The 20,602-nt window shown below is 33.2% G+C and carries 19 protein-coding genes and 1 pseudogene; 13 read left to right on the forward strand and 7 right to left on the reverse strand.

All coding sequences use genetic code 11. The features are described from left to right. Positions 1-12 precede the first annotated feature (12 nt). Positions 13-1,638 carry a DUF262 domain-containing protein gene (locus D4A81_RS05075; protein ID WP_111525990.1) on the reverse strand — a complete coding sequence of 542 codons (1,626 nt, stop codon included), beginning with the start codon at positions 1,636-1,638 and terminating at the stop codon, positions 13-15. A 384-nt stretch (positions 1,639-2,022) separates the two neighbouring features. Between D4A81_RS05075 and D4A81_RS05080 the strand changes: the two genes are divergently transcribed. From D4A81_RS05080 to D4A81_RS05100, 5 genes are all read left to right on the forward strand, one after another. Next, positions 2,023-2,559 (forward strand): DUF3841 domain-containing protein, encoded by a 537-nt coding sequence (locus D4A81_RS05080; protein WP_111525989.1) that lies wholly within the window; start codon positions 2,023-2,025, stop codon positions 2,557-2,559. A 32-nt stretch (positions 2,560-2,591) separates the two neighbouring features. Then, complete coding sequence (locus D4A81_RS05085) at positions 2,592-3,278, forward strand: alpha/beta hydrolase (RefSeq protein ID WP_111525988.1); 687 nt, start codon at positions 2,592-2,594, stop codon at positions 3,276-3,278. 208 nt (positions 3,279-3,486) lie between these two features. Beyond that, a complete protein-coding gene (locus D4A81_RS05090) occupies positions 3,487-3,804 on the forward strand; it encodes a thioredoxin family protein (protein WP_111525987.1) in 318 nt (105 codons plus the stop codon). A gap of 58 nt (positions 3,805-3,862) precedes the next feature. Further along, positions 3,863-4,066, forward strand: a complete 204-nt coding sequence (locus D4A81_RS05095; RefSeq protein WP_242977768.1) for a hypothetical protein — start codon at positions 3,863-3,865, stop codon at positions 4,064-4,066. An 8-nt stretch (positions 4,067-4,074) separates the two neighbouring features. After that, on the forward strand, positions 4,075-4,674 hold the full coding sequence (locus tag D4A81_RS05100) for a T6SS immunity protein Tdi1 domain-containing protein (RefSeq protein ID WP_111525986.1): 600 nt from the start codon (positions 4,075-4,077) through the stop codon (positions 4,672-4,674). 61 nt (positions 4,675-4,735) lie between these two features. On the opposite strand, the gene D4A81_RS05105 is transcribed toward D4A81_RS05100, so the two are convergent. From D4A81_RS05105 to D4A81_RS05115, 3 genes are all read right to left on the reverse strand, one after another. Next, entirely contained in the window at positions 4,736-5,521 is a 786-nt protein-coding gene (locus D4A81_RS05105; RefSeq protein ID WP_111525985.1) for an acyl-CoA dehydratase activase, read from the reverse strand. 20 nt (positions 5,522-5,541) lie between these two features. Continuing rightward, positions 5,542-6,690, reverse strand: a complete 1,149-nt coding sequence (locus D4A81_RS05110; protein WP_111525984.1) for a double-cubane-cluster-containing anaerobic reductase — start codon at positions 6,688-6,690, stop codon at positions 5,542-5,544. A 305-nt stretch (positions 6,691-6,995) separates the two neighbouring features. After that, positions 6,996-7,799: an Nmad3 family putative nucleotide modification protein gene (locus tag D4A81_RS05115; RefSeq protein WP_111525983.1), complete on the reverse strand. Its 804-nt coding sequence runs from the start codon at positions 7,797-7,799 to the stop codon at positions 6,996-6,998. Between the two features lie 186 nt (positions 7,800-7,985). Between D4A81_RS05115 and D4A81_RS05120 the strand changes: the two genes are divergently transcribed. Both D4A81_RS05120 and D4A81_RS05125 read left to right on the forward strand, forming a co-directional pair. Next, entirely contained in the window at positions 7,986-8,825 is an 840-nt protein-coding gene (locus D4A81_RS05120; protein ID WP_111525982.1) for a 4Fe-4S binding protein, read from the forward strand. Positions 8,826-8,914: 89 nt separating this feature from the next. Beyond that, positions 8,915-9,613, forward strand: a complete 699-nt coding sequence (locus D4A81_RS05125) for a hypothetical protein (protein ID WP_111525981.1) — start codon at positions 8,915-8,917, stop codon at positions 9,611-9,613. Positions 9,614-9,732: 119 nt separating this feature from the next. Here the strand turns inward: D4A81_RS05125 and D4A81_RS05130 are convergent, their stop codons facing one another. After that, positions 9,733-11,217 carry an aldehyde dehydrogenase family protein gene (locus D4A81_RS05130; protein ID WP_111525980.1) on the reverse strand — a complete coding sequence of 495 codons (1,485 nt, stop codon included), beginning with the start codon at positions 11,215-11,217 and terminating at the stop codon, positions 9,733-9,735. A 382-nt stretch (positions 11,218-11,599) separates the two neighbouring features. Between D4A81_RS05130 and D4A81_RS05135 the strand changes: the two genes are divergently transcribed. Further along, positions 11,600-12,703 carry a M14 family zinc carboxypeptidase gene (locus D4A81_RS05135; protein ID WP_111525991.1) on the forward strand — a complete coding sequence of 368 codons (1,104 nt, stop codon included), beginning with the start codon at positions 11,600-11,602 and terminating at the stop codon, positions 12,701-12,703. A 33-nt stretch (positions 12,704-12,736) separates the two neighbouring features. On the opposite strand, the gene D4A81_RS05140 is transcribed toward D4A81_RS05135, so the two are convergent. Continuing rightward, entirely contained in the window at positions 12,737-13,498 is a 762-nt protein-coding gene (locus tag D4A81_RS05140) for a CPBP family intramembrane glutamic endopeptidase (RefSeq protein ID WP_111525979.1), read from the reverse strand. A gap of 171 nt (positions 13,499-13,669) precedes the next feature. Here D4A81_RS05140 and D4A81_RS05145 point away from each other — a divergent pair, with 171 nt between their 5' ends. The 5 genes from D4A81_RS05145 to D4A81_RS05165 all read left to right on the forward strand — a co-directional run bounded on the left by D4A81_RS05145 (position 13,670) and on the right by D4A81_RS05165 (position 19,690). Then, positions 13,670-14,455, forward strand: a complete 786-nt coding sequence (locus D4A81_RS05145; RefSeq protein WP_111525978.1) for a YhfC family intramembrane metalloprotease — start codon at positions 13,670-13,672, stop codon at positions 14,453-14,455. A gap of 254 nt (positions 14,456-14,709) precedes the next feature. Next, positions 14,710-15,810, forward strand: coding sequence for an RtcB family protein (locus D4A81_RS05150; protein ID WP_111525977.1), 1,101 nt, complete (start codon positions 14,710-14,712; stop codon positions 15,808-15,810). Continuing rightward, the gene (gene prfH, locus D4A81_RS05155) at positions 15,807-16,406 is read left to right on the forward strand and encodes a peptide chain release factor H (RefSeq protein ID WP_111525976.1); all 600 of its coding nucleotides are present in this window, start codon (positions 15,807-15,809) and stop codon (positions 16,404-16,406) included. The genes D4A81_RS05150 and prfH overlap by 4 nt, the downstream gene beginning before the upstream one ends. Before the next feature lie 20 nt (positions 16,407-16,426). Next, the gene (locus tag D4A81_RS05160; protein WP_111525975.1) at positions 16,427-17,158 is read left to right on the forward strand and encodes an LptF/LptG permease family protein; all 732 of its coding nucleotides are present in this window, start codon (positions 16,427-16,429) and stop codon (positions 17,156-17,158) included. Between the two features lie 144 nt (positions 17,159-17,302). Further along, a complete protein-coding gene (locus D4A81_RS05165) occupies positions 17,303-19,690 on the forward strand; it encodes an HAD-IC family P-type ATPase (protein WP_119808329.1) in 2,388 nt (795 codons plus the stop codon). Between the two features lie 354 nt (positions 19,691-20,044). Here D4A81_RS05165 and D4A81_RS05170 read toward each other — a convergent pair. Further along, positions 20,045-20,557 (reverse strand): annotated as a pseudogene (locus D4A81_RS05170) (transposase); the annotation flags it as partial. Between the last annotated feature and the right edge of the window lie 45 nt (positions 20,558-20,602).

Below are 20,602 nucleotides of genomic sequence, written 5' to 3' on the forward strand. Positions count from 1 at the left end.
CATAGGAAAAAATTATATAAATTCAGACACTTCTTTTATAAAAGATTCTATTCTACTAATGATATTTTTTTCTCTTAGCTTTACTTCATCATAGTCCCATTTATCAAGTTTTAGTAAATCTTGGATATCTGCAAACTTTGATTCTTCGTAGGCTTTCTTTTTCTTTTTGAAAAATTCATTACTTGCACTGATATTTAGTTTTTTCTCAAATGGTGCAAGGTTACCTAAAGTTTCCATCACTTCATTTGCTTTCTGTTCATCCCAGTCATTATTATCAGACCACTTTCTTGGTAAGATATGCTCTATTTCTATATTAGAATTTAAAATCAAGTCATAAAAATCCTCAACACTTTGTGATTTATTCAAAAATCCACTTAGTAAGATAATTCCTCTTTTACATCTACCCAAATCTGCACTTTCAAGCTTATTATAGAATATTTTTAAATCATTACGCATATTCTCTATATATTCAGATAGGTAATTATCATTATTTTCTATTTTTGCACATACCTTAAATGTTGTATCTTTTACAGTATTAACAGAATTATACACAACACCTTTTATAAAATAATATGCTGTTGTTAACATTACCAGCTTCTTATATTCTTCATAATATTCTTCAGGTAAGAATAACTCACCGTCTTCTTTCCATATTAGATATTTATGCAAGAATACATATAAAGGATATCTCCAATATTGATTAGGGTAACTTTCCAAAATATTCCATAATGAATCATTATAGATACCTACTTTTGTATCTATTATTGCATTTAATTTTTTTAGAGAAGCCATTACATTGCCTGTATTCTGTAGTCTACCTGTTTTAGACGAAAAATAAGATCTTAGTCCCTTTTCCCTAGAAATATCATTTTCTTGAGCCCTACAGATGTACATTAAAATACGAAATAGGTCTTCTTGATCATATAAGTCATTCCATTCGTCAATAAACTCCCCACGTTTAGAACTATCAATTCCGGCATAAAGCTTTGACTTAAATATATCCGCATCGCTTAATGATAGGCCTCTGTTATTTATAGTCTCAAAAATATTTAAAGCATCATCTTCGGTTTCACATAATATCGGTAATAATACTACATTATCTAAAAAAGTCAAAATAAGTTTATTTAATTCATCAGAAGTTTTTCCTTGCTTCCAATCAGAAATTTTCATCTTGAACATATCATAATTTATATAAAGTCTTGAATTTTTATTATCGCAATGGCCTTGCAAGATAATTTGTTCAAGATTCTTCTTATCATTTTCAATAACATTTGAATTTAATCTTATATTATTTGTGAGCTCTGAACTTAGCTTGTCTTTTGTCTTTAAACATTCCTCCAATGCCTTTACTGTACCCGCATTATCAAAAAGTGCTCTGATAAGTAAAAGAAGAGTTGTCAGTCTTTGCTGCCCATCTATAACTGAAAACTTCTCATTTTCATCAATTGGATATACTACAATATTTCCTAAAAAATATTTATCTTTTTTATCATTTTCATTATGAAAATCAATTAAATCATCCCAAAGAGTTTCGCATTGTTCCTGTTCCCATGAATATTCTCTTTGGAACATTGGAATCTGATATTCCCTCGAAAATATTGTTCTGATATCTTCAGGCTTTGCTGTTATAGTTTTCATTACCGTTTCTCCTTATATTTCATACAATAAAACACTTATTATTTATGTTCAGATTATAAACATTAATATTTGGAACTATATGTAAAAATTTTATATTATATATTACAATAAGAATTTCTAAATTAAGGTTCAAATCACAAAACAGTATTAGATAAAGTGTCTATATGAACTGTATAAATACGATTCTATGTATTTATGATATAAAAGTCAATATTAAATAATATACTATAATACCGTTCATTTGGATGAAGCATGGAATTTTAAAATAGAGATTTAATTATATGTGAGAAAATGCTATTATTATGTACAGTTAAGTGAAAGTATAAATTGGAAGACAGATAATGTATAATCAGTAATATTATTAATTGATTTTATGGAGTTAAGATGCTTTTATGGACTATCCAACATAAGGCTGCTTATAATATTTTACTTGAAACCGGTAGACTTATAGCAAATGAAAAATATTTATTGTTTGAGGGGGCATTTCGTTCTTCGTATGACTGGCTTACTGAGCAGATGAAAAAACGTATTGGTATGCCTCCAAATGGTGTGAAATATCCTATATGGGCTTGGTATCAATGGGAAGGTGTACGAAAACGTCTTGATATGAGAACTCATAGATATGGTGGTGAAAAAGGAACTCCTATAGTTTTGTTATCTATAGATGTGCCTGATGATATGGTCTTACTGTCAGACTTTGATATGTGGCATGTTATATTAAATGACGGATATTTACCGTTATATGAAAAAGATGATATTGAAGATCCAAGTGAAGATGAAAAATTGAAAAGCTGGGAAAATGTTTTTTGTATAGATGAAGTAACCGACTGTTGGTATGTACCGAAATCTACTCAAGCAACATTTTGGGAGTTAAAAAAAGAATGGGTTTTGAAGGCGGAGCATTTTGTTTTAGCAGGATAAATATAATTTAAGGCCTGTGGTAGGAGGTATAGGTGATAACAAATAATAATAAAGAAAAATTCAATATAAAAGATAAAAAAATCACCCTATACAAGTCACCTGACATAAATGCTCCTTTTATTGTTTTTAATACTTTTGAAGATGATGGCGAAGATGTATATCAGGCATTGAAAAATATGGGTTGCACTTTTTTAAATCTACTTGTAGTTGGAAATATTGATTGGAACCATGACATGTCACCATGGTATATGCCTTCAATCTATTCTAAGGAAAAATCTTTTAGCGGCGGTGCAGATGAGTATCTTAGATTGCTTATAGATGACATTTTGCCAAAGGCAAAGGAGATGATAGATGGAGAACCTGAATTTACAGGAATAACAGGATATTCACTTGCAGGTCTTTTTGCTGTTTATGCTATGTATAAAACTTATGTATTTGACAGATTGGCAAGTATGTCAGGCTCACTTTGGTTTCATGACTTTATGGAATATTGTAAAAGTAATGATTGTATGAAGTTACCAGATAAAATCTATTTTTCTCTGGGGGATAAAGAGGCAAATACACGCAATCCTATATTAAAAACTGTAGAGGATAATACGAGAGAACTTTCAGAGTATTTTAAGAACCTTGGGAGTGAGGTGATATTTGAATTAAATCCAGGTAATCATTTCACAGATACAATTCTTCGCAGTGCAAAGGGAATAAAGGCAATTTTATAGTTTTTTAAAAATAAAGAGATTTTAATTATTCAAAAATGAAAGAGAAAAAGTGGGATTCGGAAGTCTAAACAAAACAATGGATTTTACAAACGAATGTAACTGATAGTGTTTGAGTAGGCGATAGGAAGTTTAATCGGTCATGGGAAAAGTCCGGTATAATACAGTATGTTCTCTGACTGATATGATTAATAAGAAAGGAATTTGAACTATGAATGATCTTAGAGAAGATATTAATGATTTAATAAAGAAAATACCGGTGCTTATCCTTCAGTTTGGTTCGGATACATGTGGACCCTGCCATGCCATTCGGTATAAGCTGGAACAGTGGATGAGTGAGCATAAAGAGGTAGAAGCCCGATATGTAGATATAGAAAAAAACATGGAAATCAGTTCACAGATGGGCATTTTCTCCGTACCGACTGTACTGGTATATATGGACGGTCAACTTGTTGCACGAGAGAGCGGTTATTTCAGTCTGGATGCACTACTTGGAGATATTGAGCGTTATCTTGAATTGAGGAAATAAGGATGCAGAATTTGAGTTTATTCATCTTTTTGCGGATGGAAATGGGCGTATTGGAAGGATGTGTCATAGCTTATTACTTGGTAAATGGAATGAACTGTTTTATTGGCGGCCAATTGAAGAGTTGATACGAAGCAGACAACAAGATTATTATGATTCACTTGGAAAGTCGGACAAAGAAGTTGACAGTTATGCTTTTGTAGAATTAATACTTGAGATTATACTTACAACTCTTGAAGAGACAGTTGTGGTTGGAGGAATGTAAGGTGGATTATGGGATTATTCGATTCATTTAAAAAGAACCAAAAATCAGTTTGGGATAAGTTTATAGAAAAATATAAGCCGGATAAGGATCTTACAAAGCCGTCAGATCATATAATAGGTGCTTGCAGCAGTGCCGGAGTAAATGAGAAGATCCTTGATTTTATTAAGGAATATGGCTTCGGTAATTATGGAGACGGTATTATAAAGCTTATAGATCCGGAAAAATACATGGACAGCTTTTATAGATGGCTTGGAAAAGAAGACTATTCAAGAATTCCTTTTATGATGACAGGCTTTGGTGATTTGTTTTACTTTAGAAATCTTGGTGACGGTGAATATGATATATCTTTTTTGGATATACATTACAGAAAGATTTTTGTAGTGGCATATACCGTGGAGGAGTTTGTAGAATATCTTGTTGACAGTGAGGTTGAAGAAGATATATTAAGGCGGAATCTTTTTGATGAGGCAAAAAATAAGCTTGGAGTTCTGCCTTTAAATGAGATATATTACTTTGCACCTGCTTTGGTAACAGGCGGTGCGGAAGAAATAAAATGTGTAAATAAAGGTGATGCGGCCACTCATCAGTGGTTATTGTTTGAATGGTAAATTAAAATGACTTTCACATTCTTCAAGTTTAGTCTTGAAAATGAGAAAGTCATTTATATTTTCACTTGAACTGTATAGGAGTGTGGTTTTTCGGTCTTAAAGAAATTGCAGCTCCTATTGCTCCGGCATATCTACCAAGAGGATGTGTATGGATCTTTTTGCAAATTTTTTGCGACATAATTTCTATAAAGTATGGAGTGTAACTCAAACCGCCTGTCAGCATTATCGCTCCTCTAAGACCATGTTTTTTGGCAAGATTGACCACCTTATTTGCTACCGAATCAATAACTCCGGCGGCGATATTTTCTCTCTTTTCTCCTGAACCAATATAGCTTATAACCTCAGACTCTGCAAAAACAGTACACATAGAACTTATAGAAAGTGCATCGCCTTTGTATGCAAGAGCATAGAGTTCTTCAAAGTCTGTACCAAGTCTGTTTGCCATAACTTCTATGAACTTTCCTGTACCGGCGGCACATTTATCGTTCATAAGGAAGTCCTTTACCATGCCATCTTCTAAGCTGATAATTTTGGTATCCTGTCCACCTATATCTATTACAGTTCCATCCACACCAAACAATGCATAAGCTCCTTTGGCATGGCAGGTTATTTCTGTAATTACTTTATCGGCATACTCCACACAGATTCGTCCATAACCTGTAGCAGCACAGCTCATATTCTCAGAAAAACCATCTTCTGTCAGTTTTTGCATGATGTTCTTTGAGGTTTCCTTACTGTTCCAACCTGTAGGTATACAAAAAGAACTTATAAGTTTTTCATCATCAAGTACTACAACCTTTGATGCTGTAGAACCTATGTCTACGCCGACATAATATTGCTTATCCATTACTTAAGTTATTCCTCTCATTATACAGCGACAGTTTCAAGGAATGCCTCAAGTCTAGTATTGATCTGTCCGACATCAGCCTTTGAATAGTCTGTTTCTATCTTTATATAAGGCACGCCCTTAGCAACTACAGCTTTTTTCACATTATATGATTCTATAGAGAAGGTGTGGCAGGCCTGAAGAATTATTTCAACAACGCCATCTACCTGATATTCGTCTACCATATCTGTTATAAATTTAAGTCTGTTTTCATTAGGGCTCATAACAGAACAGTTGATATTGAGGTATTTCCTAGCAAGAGCCTGTGCTACAGGTAAAGTTGTATCTACCTTTTCAATTTTTTCTCTGTTACTGTTGCAAGTATCAAATGCAACTACATCTGCACCAAGTTCTTCCAATGCTTTAATAGTCTTATCTCTTACACCGCCATTTGGACATCCGGTTATCAAAATCCTTGGTCTTCTGGATACTTTTCCTTTATAGTTTTGCTCCCAATCAGCCTTTACTTCATCAATTCTTTGTCTTATTTGTCTGCAGCGTTCTTCCATATCAGGAATAAAGCTTAGAGCATCAAGTTTTGTTCCAAGTTCATATCCTGAGATAGGAGATGGATTGAGCTTACTAAGTTCAAGGTATTCAAGTATAAGATCTCTTTCAGCATTTTTTTCTACTATTGCTTTTTTAACATCTTCCTCAGTTATAGTGACACCATAGAAATCTTCAAGCTTTTTCCAGAACTTGTACATTTCCTGTTCCCACATATTGAGAGCTACTTCATCTCTGGAAGATGGTAGCTGCATAACATAAGTCTCTTTTAAATCATTCATAAGCTCAAACATTTTTTTCTTACCGTCACATGTAGTCTCACCTACTATGAAGTCTGAGAAATAAAAGTATGGACAGGTATCGGTAAGCCCAAAGCCATAACTTGCCTTTATCAAAGGGCAAAGATTGGATGGCAGATGTTCCTCAGCAGCACTGATAGGTTCTTCACTGGTGGCACAAAGTGATACAGCCACAGCACCTGCTGCCATAATAAGTTCTGTAGGAACAAATGAGCAATAAATTCCTACAATCTTTCCGCCATTATCCTTGTGTTCCTTCATCTTCAGGAAACCTGCTTTTCTTGCTTCTGGAAATGATTCGAAATTCTCCGGAAGTCGTAACATAATGAAATCCTCCTAATTATAAAAATATAATGATTTTGTATGATAATAGAATATAAAAGTGTAATTTACTTCTTCAAAACATCACTGTACATCAATAAATATAATACTTAGATAAATTATATATAAAATTAGTCAAATTCTCAATAATAATACTGATTTGATTTTTCAATACTGTGACAGCTCATTTTCGAAATAATAAATAAATTGGAACAGAATAGACATTGGTAAATTATTTAAAAACAAGCTAGGAATCTTCCATAGCTTGTTTATATGAAAAGTATTTTATAATGATATGAATTTTGATTTTATCTATGTTTTATAATATTTTCAACCCAATCAGATAAGTTTTTCTCTTGCTCGGGTGTATCAGTAGTTATAACAAACTCCTGCCCACGAGATGCTGTCTTTAGAATTGAATATTCGCCTTTTATTATGGGATGATTATGACCTTGCCAGGAAATAGATATGCCTTTTTCAGCAAAAAATGAAGGTAGTTGCCACATACTTCGACTGCTCTGTCCGGCTTGTGTAAGTACAAGTGAATCATCATAATTGAAAGTACCACATTTCTTTGATAGATATATACGGTTATTTGTATAGAAGGGTGCTATACTATGAGGATGCCAATTATATTTTTCAGCAATTTTTTGGTCATCTTTTATAACTTCACCTATTTCCATATATCCATAAATGATATGACGAATGGGAGCTCCTTTTACATAAGAAAGCTTGCCACTTTTAACTTCTGTTTGTCTAAACATACCATAGAAAAGGAAGATGTCGCCGACATCAACATTAGATTTATCAAGATGTGTGGCCGGAACACCCCATTGTCCGAATGCAGGTTTCCAGTCACTTGGTCGGTTGTAGATACCCTCATATATATCAGGGTCTAAGTGGCAGGTAGGATTTTTTTCAAAATCAAATTCAGGATATAGCTGAGTTATGATATCTCTATAATTTTGTCCCCTAAATTGTATATCTTCATATGTTTTATTGCTTTTTCTGTCAGGTATAGGAAGAGATAGTAAAGTACCATCCGGTAGTATAGGGCTTGCCATTCTTCCGGATTCACTGTCCATTCCCTTTCTGCTTAATATTACTTTCATCATGTCCCTCCTTTTGTCACAATTTTAACACATTTTATAGATAAAGACAATAAATAGCTTACGGGTATATAAATAATAATTTGTTTATATACATAATTTTATTTGAATTTTTATCACAGTAGTTTACAATTTCTTATGTGTATATATAATATAGAAAAAGATAGAGATAATGTGAAATAACACTAAATGAATCGAGGTTATAAGAATTTGAAGAAGTATTACTTACCTATGTTGATACTGTTTGTATTTGAAACAGTAGCTGTTATACTGTGTTTGGCATTGAATAATCTGTTTTATCTTTTTAATTTTAGCTATATAGGAATATCAATATCATTTGGTATATTTTTGTTTATAAAAGAATATAAGTATGCTAGAAGAGTTGTACAATTACTTGTAGGACTTTATATACTTATATATCTGGGAATTATAAAGAATGAAAATATGCAAATAGAAGGCTTTTGGTACTATCTTTTTACCGGAGTGTTTGAGGCTGCAACTATTCACTATGTAGTGGCAAAGATATTTGGGCCAATCATATTTGGAAGAGGATGGTGTGGATATGCCTGTTGGACCGCAATGGTATTGGATTTTTTACCATTTAAGATTCACAGGCATGAAAGAAAAAACATTGAATGGATAAGGTATATAGTATTTATGCTTTCATTATGCTTTGTTGCAACACTGTTTATTGCAAAGGTAAAGCATCTTGAAAGAGTTATGTTCATATCATTTATAATAGGCAATATAGTTTACTATGTAGTAGGTATTGCGTTTGCCTATATATTTGAAGATAATAGAGCATTTTGTAAATATATCTGTCCAATAACTGTTTTTCTAAAGCCTATGAGTTATTTCTCTTTGGTCAGAATAAAATGTGATACAGATAAATGCATTTCCTGTAATAAATGTAAAAAGGTATGTCCTATGGATGTTGATATGACGGACAATTCAAGAAAAAGAAAAAATGGCACAGAGTGTATTCTATGTATGGAATGTGTCAAAAGTTGCCCTAAGGATGCTCTATAAATCAATTTTAACCGATCAAATGACCGGTTTTTGATATTTTTGTAAATTTATGGGATAATACAAACACTTATTAATAAAAGGCGGATCATATGAAAAAGGGTATAAGATTTCACAGTATATATTATAGATGGATATTGTTTATATTCATCTTTGCCACTATGGTAATTTATTTCATAGGTGGAGGCAAAGATATGTATTTTGAAGGGCATTTATTTAATTCAAAAAAACTTTGTACGATACTTAATATTATATGGCTTGTTATGTTTGTTATTTTTTCATTTGTAGTGACAAAATGTGTTATATCAAAGGATGGAATTTATCTAAAAAAGATAGATTTGGAGGTCCCATGGGAGGATATATCAAATATTACATATACATGGATAAATGAACTTAGCCTCTATCAACATGAATGCTCATTTTATAATGTAAAGACTATGGTAATATATAGACATGATTATAAGCCCATATGTATTAGGAATATTTCGGTACTGTCATTATTTGCAGTTAAATGCTTTTCACCTGGCACAAAAGTAGATATAGGATTTCCTGTACTTACTACATTATTTAATGTGGTCTTGAATGCAGGTGTATTGTATATAGGGTATACTACAAAAATACTTACTATTAGAGTGAAACCTGAGTTGTTTCTTACTCTTTTAGTATTGTACTGTATAAAGTCCATTATATTTCCTATCGTGATGTTAAAAATAACAAACATGAAATATGGAAATTACTTAAGGCACGGAAACTTGAGTAAGGGTAGAAATCCTAATGTAATACATGTATAAAAATATAAAAAACTCTCAAACCGGTATTGGCGGAATGAGAGTTTTTGGTATTCAATATACAGTATGGTGTGTAGATACTGCATATTACCATTTACCATATATAAAGAAATACCTTTATATTATTTTTTAGGGTAGAATCCACTTGGATTCTCATCAAGTTTTATAAGTATATTCTTCATCTGTGTATAGTGATCGAGAATTACCTTATGAGTTTCTCTGCCGATACCGGAAGTCTTATAGCCTCCAAATGGAGCACCTGCAGGGATTGCATTATAAGTATTTACCCAAACTCTACCTGTTTCGATACTTCTTGATACACGGAATGCACGGTTTAGATCCTTTGTCCAAACACCACCGCCAAGACCATATACGCTTTCATTTGCATACTTGATTACTTCTTCTTCAGTCTTAAACTTTATGATAACAGCTACAGGTCCAAATATCTCTTCCTGTGCAGCATAAGAATCATTGGTTACATTTGTGATAAGTGTTGGTTTATAGAATGATCCATTTGCAAGCTCACCCTCTGTATAGCGTGAACCACCACATGCAACAGTAGCACCTTCAGCTACGGCTCTGTCTACACATGCTTGAATCTTTGCTATCTGACCTTCATTTATCTGTGAACCCATCTGAGTATTAATATCAAGAGGATTTCCTACCACAATTTTGTTAAACTGATCTACAGCTCTCTTTACAAACTCATCATATATGCCTTCCTGTACAAATACTCTTGAACCTGCACAGCAAACCTGGCCTTGGTTAAAGAGGATACCAAGCTGTACACCGTCAATAGCAAGGTCAAGGTCGCAGTCATCAAAGAATATATTTGCTGATTTTCCACCCAGCTCAAGTGTTGCCGGTATAAGTTTTTCAGCTGCTGCCTTTGCTACTGAATATCCAACTTCTGTAGAACCTGTGAAGGCAAGCTTTCTGAAACCATTGTGATCGAGTATATATTGCCCTGATTTGCTACCTGCACCTGATATAACATTGAATACACCTTTCGGAATAATATCCTTTACAAGTTTTGCAAGCTCAAGTATTGAAAGAGGAGTAGAAGAACTGCTCTTTAATACTGTACAACATCCTGAAGCAAGTACAGGTGCAAGCTTCCATGCCGCCATAAGGAATGGGAAGTTCCATGGAACTATCTGTCCCACTACACCGATAGGCTCTCTGAATACAAGAGAGAGTGTCTTTGAATCAAGGAAGTTTGAAGTGTCTTCCTCAGTACGAATAGCGGAAGCAAAATATCTGAAATGATCTGCCGCAAATGGAATATCTACATTTAATGTCTCACGAAGAGGCTTACCGTTGTCAAGGCTCTCAATATAAGCGAGATCTTCTTTGTTTGCATCTATAACATCAGCGATCTTTAAGAGAATTTCAGCTCTTTTTATCTTATCAAGGTTTTTCCATGAATCAAAAGCTGCCCAAGCAGCGTTTACTGCATCATCAACATCCTCTTTGGTAGCTTCTGCTACACTTGCTATTTTTTCTTTAGTTGCCGGAGAATATGTATCAAAAAACTTTCCGTCTTTTGAATCTCTAAACTCTCCATTTATAAAAAGTCCATACTTTTCGTCCGGTTTCTTTGCCATATTTTAATTACTCCTTTCGAGTTGTTAATCTATAGTAAAATACTATAGATTGATTCTAGCATAAAAGAAAATAAATTACTATATTTTTCTAAAAAGTAGATAATTTAACAATAAAATTACAGATTTCAACTGCCCATGGTTACAATTATTACATCTAGAACGATTATAATACTGATTTATTTGTCTTGTTTTTATTTAGAAACATAGTGGATTGATAAGTTTTATTCACAAGACATTGTAAAAAATAATTATAATATGGTACTTATGAATGGATATTCTTCAAAAATACGACAAATTTTCTATATCTGTTTAATGTTTTGTAACTAGTAAATTTTTTCGAAGTATCGTATAGTTGTGAAAGAGTTTTTCAATGGAGGAAGATATGCAAAAGAAATATATTTTGGGAGTAATTACACTGTCAGCATGTATTACACTGACACAGGTAATGCCTGCCTTTGCAGGAATAATAGGACATAGTTCAGCAAGCTATTATAGTGCTCAACAAGAGGCACAGGCAGTGCAGCCACAAAGTAATGAGTTTAAATTTTTAAGAACAGATATGTATACATATCAGGATATGGAAAATGATATAAACCTTTTAAAAAATCAATATGAGGGTGTTACTTCAGATTCTATTGGAACTACACCGGATGGAAGAAGTATTTATAGAATAACTGTAGGCAATAGAGAGGCTTCAAAGAAGATATTGGTGGTTGGAGCTATTCATGCGAGAGAATATATTACAGCTTCTGTAGTAATGCGTCAAGTTAAGGAGATGCTTGATTACAGAAGAAATGGTGATACAACTCTGGATAGAGTTTGTATACAGTATGTTCCTATGATAAATCCGGATGGAGTAGCAATATCTCAAAGCGGAATAGACGGACTTATTAAGGAAGAATCTAAGCAGAAACTTCAGGCAATCATAGACAGTTGGTCTGACTGGGGGCTTAAGGAAAATCAGGACAAATACAATTGGTTTTTAAACAAGTGGAAAAATAACTTAAATGGTGTAGATCTCAATCACAACTTTCCTACACAGGGCTGGGAGCAAAGAGGAGACAGTAGAAAGAAACCATCCAATGAATTTTATAAGGGACCTAGTGGAGGTTCTGAGAGTGAAACTAAGGATTTGATGAAACTTGTAAATGATGAAAATTTTGATGCTGTGCTAAATTATCACACACAGGGACAAATTATTTATTGGTCAAATCAGCATGCTTCGGCAGAGGTTTTGGCAAAAGACAAGGCAATGGCTGATATTGTGGCAGCTCATACAGGATATAAGCTTGTAGCACCTGAGGCTGATGGCTCTAAGTTTGGTGTAGGATTTAAAGACTGGCTTGATTGGGAGAAGGGTATTCCAAGTGTTACAGTTGAGGTTGGAATAGGAACTTCACCTGTACCTGAAACCCAGATAGAGACAATTTGGCAACAGAATGCAGGAGTATTACCTGACATAGCAAAATATGTTCTTGGAGAATAAAAAATCCCTTTGGCATTTGCCAAAGGGATTTTTTTAATAGTTCCAAGATATAAGTAGATATATTAGTGATGAACCAAACATATCAGCAAGTGCATGCATAAGGAAGAAAGGTAACAAATTCTTTATTACTTTCTTGTACATGAAATAATAGAAGAGCCCATATACCACACCTATTACCAATGACCAGAGAAGACCTTGATATGTGTGGAATGATACTCTGATCAATGTTGAAAAAGCCAGAGCGTACCATTTATGTTCATCTTTTACAGATGTCATAAGACCAAGAAAGAAAAATTCTTCATAAAATCCGTTCAGTAGGGCATATCCGATTGCAAGTGGTGACAGTGCCAAAAACTTATTCAATATTTCTATAGGATTCATATACTGTATAAGTGAAGGATCAAAGTAATTGTACTCGCCACTCACTGTAGTAACCAGGTCACCAAAGAGTCCCATGATAGCAAAGAGTACCGGAACCCAGATGATTACTGACCAGTGTAATCTTATTTTTAATTGTTTAAAATCAAAGTTTCTGATAAGCAAATATAGCAATGTAATTATGAGAAGAGTAGCTTGTAATGTGAAGTTGCCTGAGTAGGCCGCTCCATCAGTTGCTATTTCCATAGATTCTGCTGAATCTTGTATAGCCTGTGGATTTGACTGAAGTAATCCAATAAATATTTGGGTCGATGTTATGATAAATATACCGAATAAAATAGCGGTAACAATAAGTATATCAAACCATCTTAAATACTTAAGTTTTTCTTTTGGTCTGATTTTTTCCAATAAATTCATTTTTATATCTCTCTTTCTTTTTTATTATATATTAACCCGAATGATAATATTAACCGGGGAATTTGTTTCTACATTAATATATACTATAATTGTGAAAAAATGATGTATTTTATTGAAAAAAAAAGATGAAAGGTGATAGAATATAGGTATTATCCGGAGAGGAGATAAGTAATGGATAGAGTTCCTTTTTTAAGTATGGTATTTATAGCTATATCCTGTGTGGTCGGGTTTGCAATTCCAGTTATACTTTTTATTTATTTCAGGAAGAAAAAACATGCGGATATATCACCATTTTTTGTTGGCTTTACTATATTTATGGGTATGGTGATGACATGGGAAGCCTCGATTCATAGAGCGGTATTTGGATCAACTTTTGGAGTGAATTTAAAGAATAATATAATGCTTTATGCATTATATGGCGGTCTGATGGCAGCAGCATTTGAAGAAATTGGAAGACTTATTGCATTTGGGTTTATCCTTAGAAAAAAATACAGAGATAAAAATATAAATGCATGCATGTATGGTGCTGGACATGGAGGTCTTGAGGCGACAGTGATTTTGGGCTTTACTATGATAAGCAATTTGCTTCTTTCATTTACTATAAACAGCGGTAATATATCCGATGTTTTAGGTAGATTATCAGGAGATAATCTAGTACAGTTTGAAGCAAGTATAAAAACATTGATAATGTCACCGTCATATATATTTCTGCTTGGTATATTTGAGAGAGTGTTTACAGTAATTATACAAATTTCATTATCAGTTTTGGTATGGTTTGCTGTGAAAAGAAGAAAGTTTTTATTTGTTATAGCTTTTTTACTTCATTTTGCAGTGGATGCAATGAGTATCATTATGGCGGGTATCCATATGCCGGCTATTTTGATAGAACTTATTTTGGGCATAGAGGCAGCTTTAATTGCAGTATTTGTAAGAAAGATATATGTATTAGAAAGTTAAGATGTAAATATTGCGATACTATGATATAATTCTATAGTTACATAAATAATAGCGGTCGAAAGGAGAACAATTATGAGGAATACAATGAATAATAAAATAAGTGGAACTATAAACTACAGAGGCATAGTTGTTCGCTGTCTATTATTCTAAAATTTCAATTATTAGAGAATGAACGATAAAGCCTTTGGAATAACAGAAAAACAGAGGTTTTTATTTTGATAAAATTAAATGGAAAATACGCACAGGCGTATATTATGTGTGATGATGCTATGGAGAATTGCCAGGTGGATGAAGTGGCAAAGTCTCAAGTGAAAATGATTTGTGATAATGAAGTATCGTATGGTGCTAAGATAAGAGTGATGCCGGATGTTCACCCGGGTAAGGTAGGTCCTATAGGCCTTACGATGAGCGTGGGAGATAAAATACTGCCCGCTCTAGTTGGCGTTGATATCGGATGTGGCATGCTAGCTACTAAGTTAGGAAAGATAAGAAATGATTTTAAAAAACTGGATACTGTTATCAGAGATAATATTCCGGTTGGATTTGGACTAAGGAAAGATGTACATACACATGCAGATAGGGTTGAATTAAAATATCTTAAATGTTTTTCTCATATCAGACTGGAAAAGGCATTACTTAGTCTTGGAACTTTAGGTGGTGGGAATCATTTCATTGAGCTTGATATAGCAGAAAATGGAGAAGTCTATATTATAATACATACAGGTAGCAGACATCTTGGGAAAGAAGTGGCTGAGTATTATATGAAATTGGGACAGGAGTCACTGAAAGAAAAGGGAATAAGTGATGTACCTTTTGAAATGACCTATCTTTGTGGCAGCTTGATGGAAGACTATTTGCATGATTTGAAAATAGTTGAAGAATATGCTATTTTAAACAGAAAAATAATCGCAGCTGAGATAATAAAGAAGATGAAATGGAAGGTCATAGAAGAGATTTCATGTTCTCACAATTATGTAGATTTTTTGGGAAATCAGCTTATATTAAGGAAAGGTGCTATTTCAGCTAAGATAGATGAAAAGGTGATTATTCCTATAAATATGAAAGAGGGTGTCTTGCTTGGAAGAGGTCTTGGAAATGAGGAATGGAATAGTTCGGCACCACATGGAAGTGGAAGAGTGCTTTCAAGGGAAGCAGTGAATTCTTCTCATACAGTTTCTGAATTTAAAAAAGAAATGAAGGGTATATACACTACCTGTATAAGTAGGGATACTTTAGATGAAGCCCCTTTTGCATATAGAGGAATTGACTATATAAAAGCGGCTATAAAAGACACGGTAGAGGTGGAAAATGTTCTTACTCCAATATATAACTATAAGGGAGGGGACAGAAAATGATCTTACAAATAAGTGCAGGTATGGGACCGGTAGAATGTCAAAGAGCTACATTTGGTATATGTAAAGCACTAATGAAGGAAATACCTTCTTTAGAGATTTTAAGTTCTGTAAAAGGGGAGGAAAAAGAAACTTTTTATTCTGTAATGATTGAATCTAGGGAGGATTTATCATATCTGGAAGGAACTATGCTTTGGATATGTAAGAGTAAGTATAGACCGGAGCATAAGAGAAAAAACTGGTTTATAGATGTAAGTATTATTCCTGAAACGGAGTTGATAGATGAGGATTTTGCAGATAGTGATATAGTAATAGAAAAATTTCATGCAAATGGACCTGGAGGTCAAAATGTGAATAAGGTTGAGACCGGAGTGAGAGTTATACATATTCCAACAGGTATAAGAATAAGTTCAACAAGAGAGCGTAGTCAGCTTATGAATAAGAAGGATGCACTTAGAAAGCTTGCCGTTGTTTTAAAAAATAGAAATAATCTTGAAAAGGGGAATGGAAGGAGTAATGCATGGAGTAAACATAGTGAAATTGTTAGGGGCAACCCTGTAAGAGTATATGAGGGCGAAAAGTTTATATTGAAAAAATAATAAGGTGGAATAGTGTAGATATGGATGAAAGATATGATTTATATGAGAACAATATAGAAGATATTGGTATTTCATATGATTTGAATAAAAATACTGATGTGAAGAGCTTCTCATGGGCTTTGGGTATATTTTATATCTTAGTACTATATGGCTGTATAACTTATACTATTATGGGAATAAGTAAAACAGAGAAAGGTACTTTGATATATATACTTGTAAATATGGCTTTATTTGTAATATTGATGATATTTCTAGTAATACAAATTGTAGAGGCCTTTAGGGAAGCTAAAAGGAGTAATATAGATTATTTTATAAAAGGATATCTTTTTTATAAGTATACATTGCTTCCATCTACACTGTTTTTTGTTTTGGTATCACTGATAATATTTATTGGTGGGCTTGGGATTTCATTAGCGGCATTTGTAGTTCCTCCAATGCTTTTTGCAGTACCGGCTTTTTTAGTGTTAGCTTTTATTCTGCCGATTGTTTTACTCACAGTATCTTTTGTAGTATCATTGCCGGGATTGGTATTTGCTATTTTTATTATAAGTATGAGTAAGAAGCAAAAGGGTATGAGTATAGGTGGAGTGGTCTGGCACATTATATGCCAAATGATAATTATAGTGGATATTATAGATGGACTATATATTTTAGGGCATTATTGGAAGAGAGGTAAGATAGCGTCTATAGTTACAGGTATATGTGCCAGTATGATTATATTAGCCACAGTAATATGGGCTAATGCTGTCTAAGAATAGGTAGAAGATAGGGGAAGTGAGATTGTAGAGCATTAAAGAGTGAGAGATAAAATTCTTTTATAGAATAAAATATGGTATTATTAAAAGGCATTGATTATCAATGTCTTTTAATTTTATATGGATTTTAAAGGTAATATTATGGATTATAAATATGATACAGCAACAGGATTGACTCAGAGTGAGGTTGAAAAAAGGGTGGCTCTGGGTCAAGTAAATAGATCGAATATAAGCACAGACAAAACTACCGGAGAAATAATATTGTCAAATATATTTACCTACTTTAATTTGATATTTTTGATTATTTCCATATTGCTAATAGCAGTAGGTTCATTTAGAAACCTTACATTTTTACCGGTTATTATTGGAAATACTGTTATAGGTATTGTTCAAGAATTGCGTGCAAAAAACACGCTGGAAAAGATGAATTTACTTAATGCTCCACATGCAGATGTGTTAAGAGACGGTAAATTGAAAAATATATTGTCAGAAGAACTGGTAAAGGATGATATAATCCTTTTGACTGCCGGAAAGCAAATTTGTGCAGATGCTATAGTTATAAGTGGAAGTGTACAGGTCAATGAATCCTTACTCACAGGTGAATCCGACGAAGTAGAAAAGAATGTTGGAAGCAATTTGATGTCCGGAAGTTTTGTAGTATCCGGAGAGTGTTATGCCAGTCTTGAGAAAGTAGGAGATGAGTCCTATATTTCAAAGCTAAGTATTGAAGCTAAAACAATGAAAAATAAGGAACAGTCTGAGATGATAAGACATATTAACTTGATTGTAAAGACTGTTGGTATTGTTATTATTCCTATTGGTGTAATTTTATTTTGGCAAAGTTATTATATAAATGGTGATACTTTAAGAAAAAGTGTAACTTCTATGGTAGCGGCAGTGCTTGGTATGATACCTGAGGGACTATATCTACTGACTACAGTTGCATTGGCAATCAGCACTATGAAGCTAGCAAGTAAAAAAGTGCTTCTTCATGATATGAAAAGTATAGAGACTCTGGCAAGAGTGGATATGCTTTGTGTGGACAAAACGGGAACTATTACAAAGCCTGATATGAATGTGGAGGATTTATTCTTATGTAAAAATGCAATAGAACTTATTAGTGAAGAGAAGTTTAGAGAAATATTGTTTTCGTATGCCCATGCTTCTAAAGATAATAATACAACTATGCAGGCTCTAAAAGAGTATGTAAATGAGAATGGAAAAGAAGGGGAATTTAAGTCCCCCATTAAAGTATTACCTTTTTCATCCACGCTCAAATATGGAAGTGTTACATTTGAAGATGGCTGTTACTTGCTTGGTGCTCCGGAGATTATTTTAAAAGATAATTTTTATACTTTGGAGAATGAGATCTTACCACAAACAGAGAAGGGGAATCGTGTTTTACTTTTTGCAAGATATGATGGTAGTGACATTGAATATGGTATTAATGGAAATGTAATACCAATAGGCTTTGTTGTTTTTGCAAATCCAATTCGTGACAATGCGATAGAAACATTTAGTTATTTTAAAGCTCAAGGCGTAAATATAAAAGTTATATCAGGTGACAATCCTAAAACAGTTTCACAGATAGCTATTCAGGCAGGTATTGAAAATGCACAAAACTATATTGATGCAAGTATACTTGACAGTGACGAAAAGATTTGTAAGGCTGTTTCAAATTATACAGTTTTTGGACGTGTAACACCAAAGCAAAAACAAAAACTTGTAAAGGCATTGAAGGATGAGGGACATACAGTTGCTATGACAGGTGATGGAGTAAATGATATTTTAGCTATGAAGGATGCAGACTGTAGTGTAGCAATGGCTTCCGGAAGTGAGGCTGCAACTTGGGCTGCTCAAGTTGTGCTTTTAGATTCAGACTTTGCACATATGCCTGATTTGGTATATGAGGGTAGAAGAGTGGTTAACAATATAGAGCGTTCAGCCAGTTTGTTTTTAGTTAAAAATATTTTTTCATTACTTTTAGCATTGCTGTCAGCTATTTTTATGTTTACGTATCCACTTGAACCGGCACAAATTTCTTTTGTAAGTATGTTTACCATAGGTATTCCTGGGTTTCTTTTAGCACTTGAGCCAAATAAGAATAGAATAAAGGGACATTTTATGAAAAATGTATTAATTAAGGCGTTACCTGGAGGATTGACAGATGTAATTGCAGTATTTGCTATAGTGATATGTGGAAATGTGTTTACAATATCAGAGGAGAGTATTGGAACTATTGCAACTATGGTGATGTCTGTTATTGGGTTTATGATTTTAATTAAAATAAGTTATCCACTTGATAAAAGAAAGTATATCATTATAGCTATAAATATTTTTGGACTTGTATTTACCGGAATATTTCTTAGGAAATTGTTTGCACTAACGAATTTATACAAAGTTAGTATTTTGCTTATGATTATTTTTGGATTTGCTGCAGAGTCATTATTTAGAAATTTGACAGTATTAGTAGAAAAAGTGCAAATGTTGTATAATGATAAAAAGGTAAAGCGTGGAAGTAGTTTGTAGATAATAATAGTGATAATATATTGATAAAATGAGTAAATTATAGGTAATTGCGAAACTCGCTGAGCTCGTTCGCAATACTTATTGCATACAAGGATAAATTTATGCAAAGCACAAATTTTAAGCTAAAAAGTTGATAACTGTAAGATTTAGGCACACTTTAATAAGCATAGTGCTTATATAAAGTTGATAAGTCCTAAGCAATTAAAGATTTTAAACTTCTGATATGTTGTCGTTGGTTGATTTTATCAGCAACAACTACAGTTAATAACTGTGATATACCGGCCAGTAGTAAATCGGAATGTAGTGTTTTTTCATTTGTTGTTTTCCGTTTGGCAATGCAGAAACTGTCCTTAATTTGAGCTGCCTGATAATGCGGTTGGCGTATTTAGGATTATTTTCGGTTACATAAGCTTCAATACCTGAAGTGTCAAACAAAAGCATAGAAGCAAGGTTGTTATCAATATCCCTACATATCGGTTCAGTTATATCAACAAGCTTATCAAAAACAGATTGTAAGTCCAATAAAAAATCCTGTTTAAAACGAGTGATTTTAGAGGCATCAGGAACCTTGGTAAAACCGCAGAATTCTCTAAGATGTTTGGAATAATGAAGGAAGACCAGTAAAAGAGAATCTGTAGGAATAGAAAACAGGCGTTGAATAATCAAAGCCCAAAGCATAGCAGTCAAAGGATATTTGCGATTTCTGCCTGTGGCTGCATAATAATGATTGTAAAAAGAAATCGAAATAAATTCATCAAGGTCAATGTGATTTTCGAGCAAAGTAAGAAACTGAGGTTTGTCAGATTCAAAAATATCTTTACAATCTTCAAAAATATCTGCCAAAGAGAGTTGTTTTTGTGATATCATAGTAATGTCTCCTTTAGGGATGTGGTTTATGTTTTTTGCAACTCA

The organism is Lachnoanaerobaculum umeaense (assembly GCF_003589745.1).
Classification (GTDB): Bacteria; Bacillota; Clostridia; order Lachnospirales; family Lachnospiraceae; genus Lachnoanaerobaculum; species Lachnoanaerobaculum umeaense.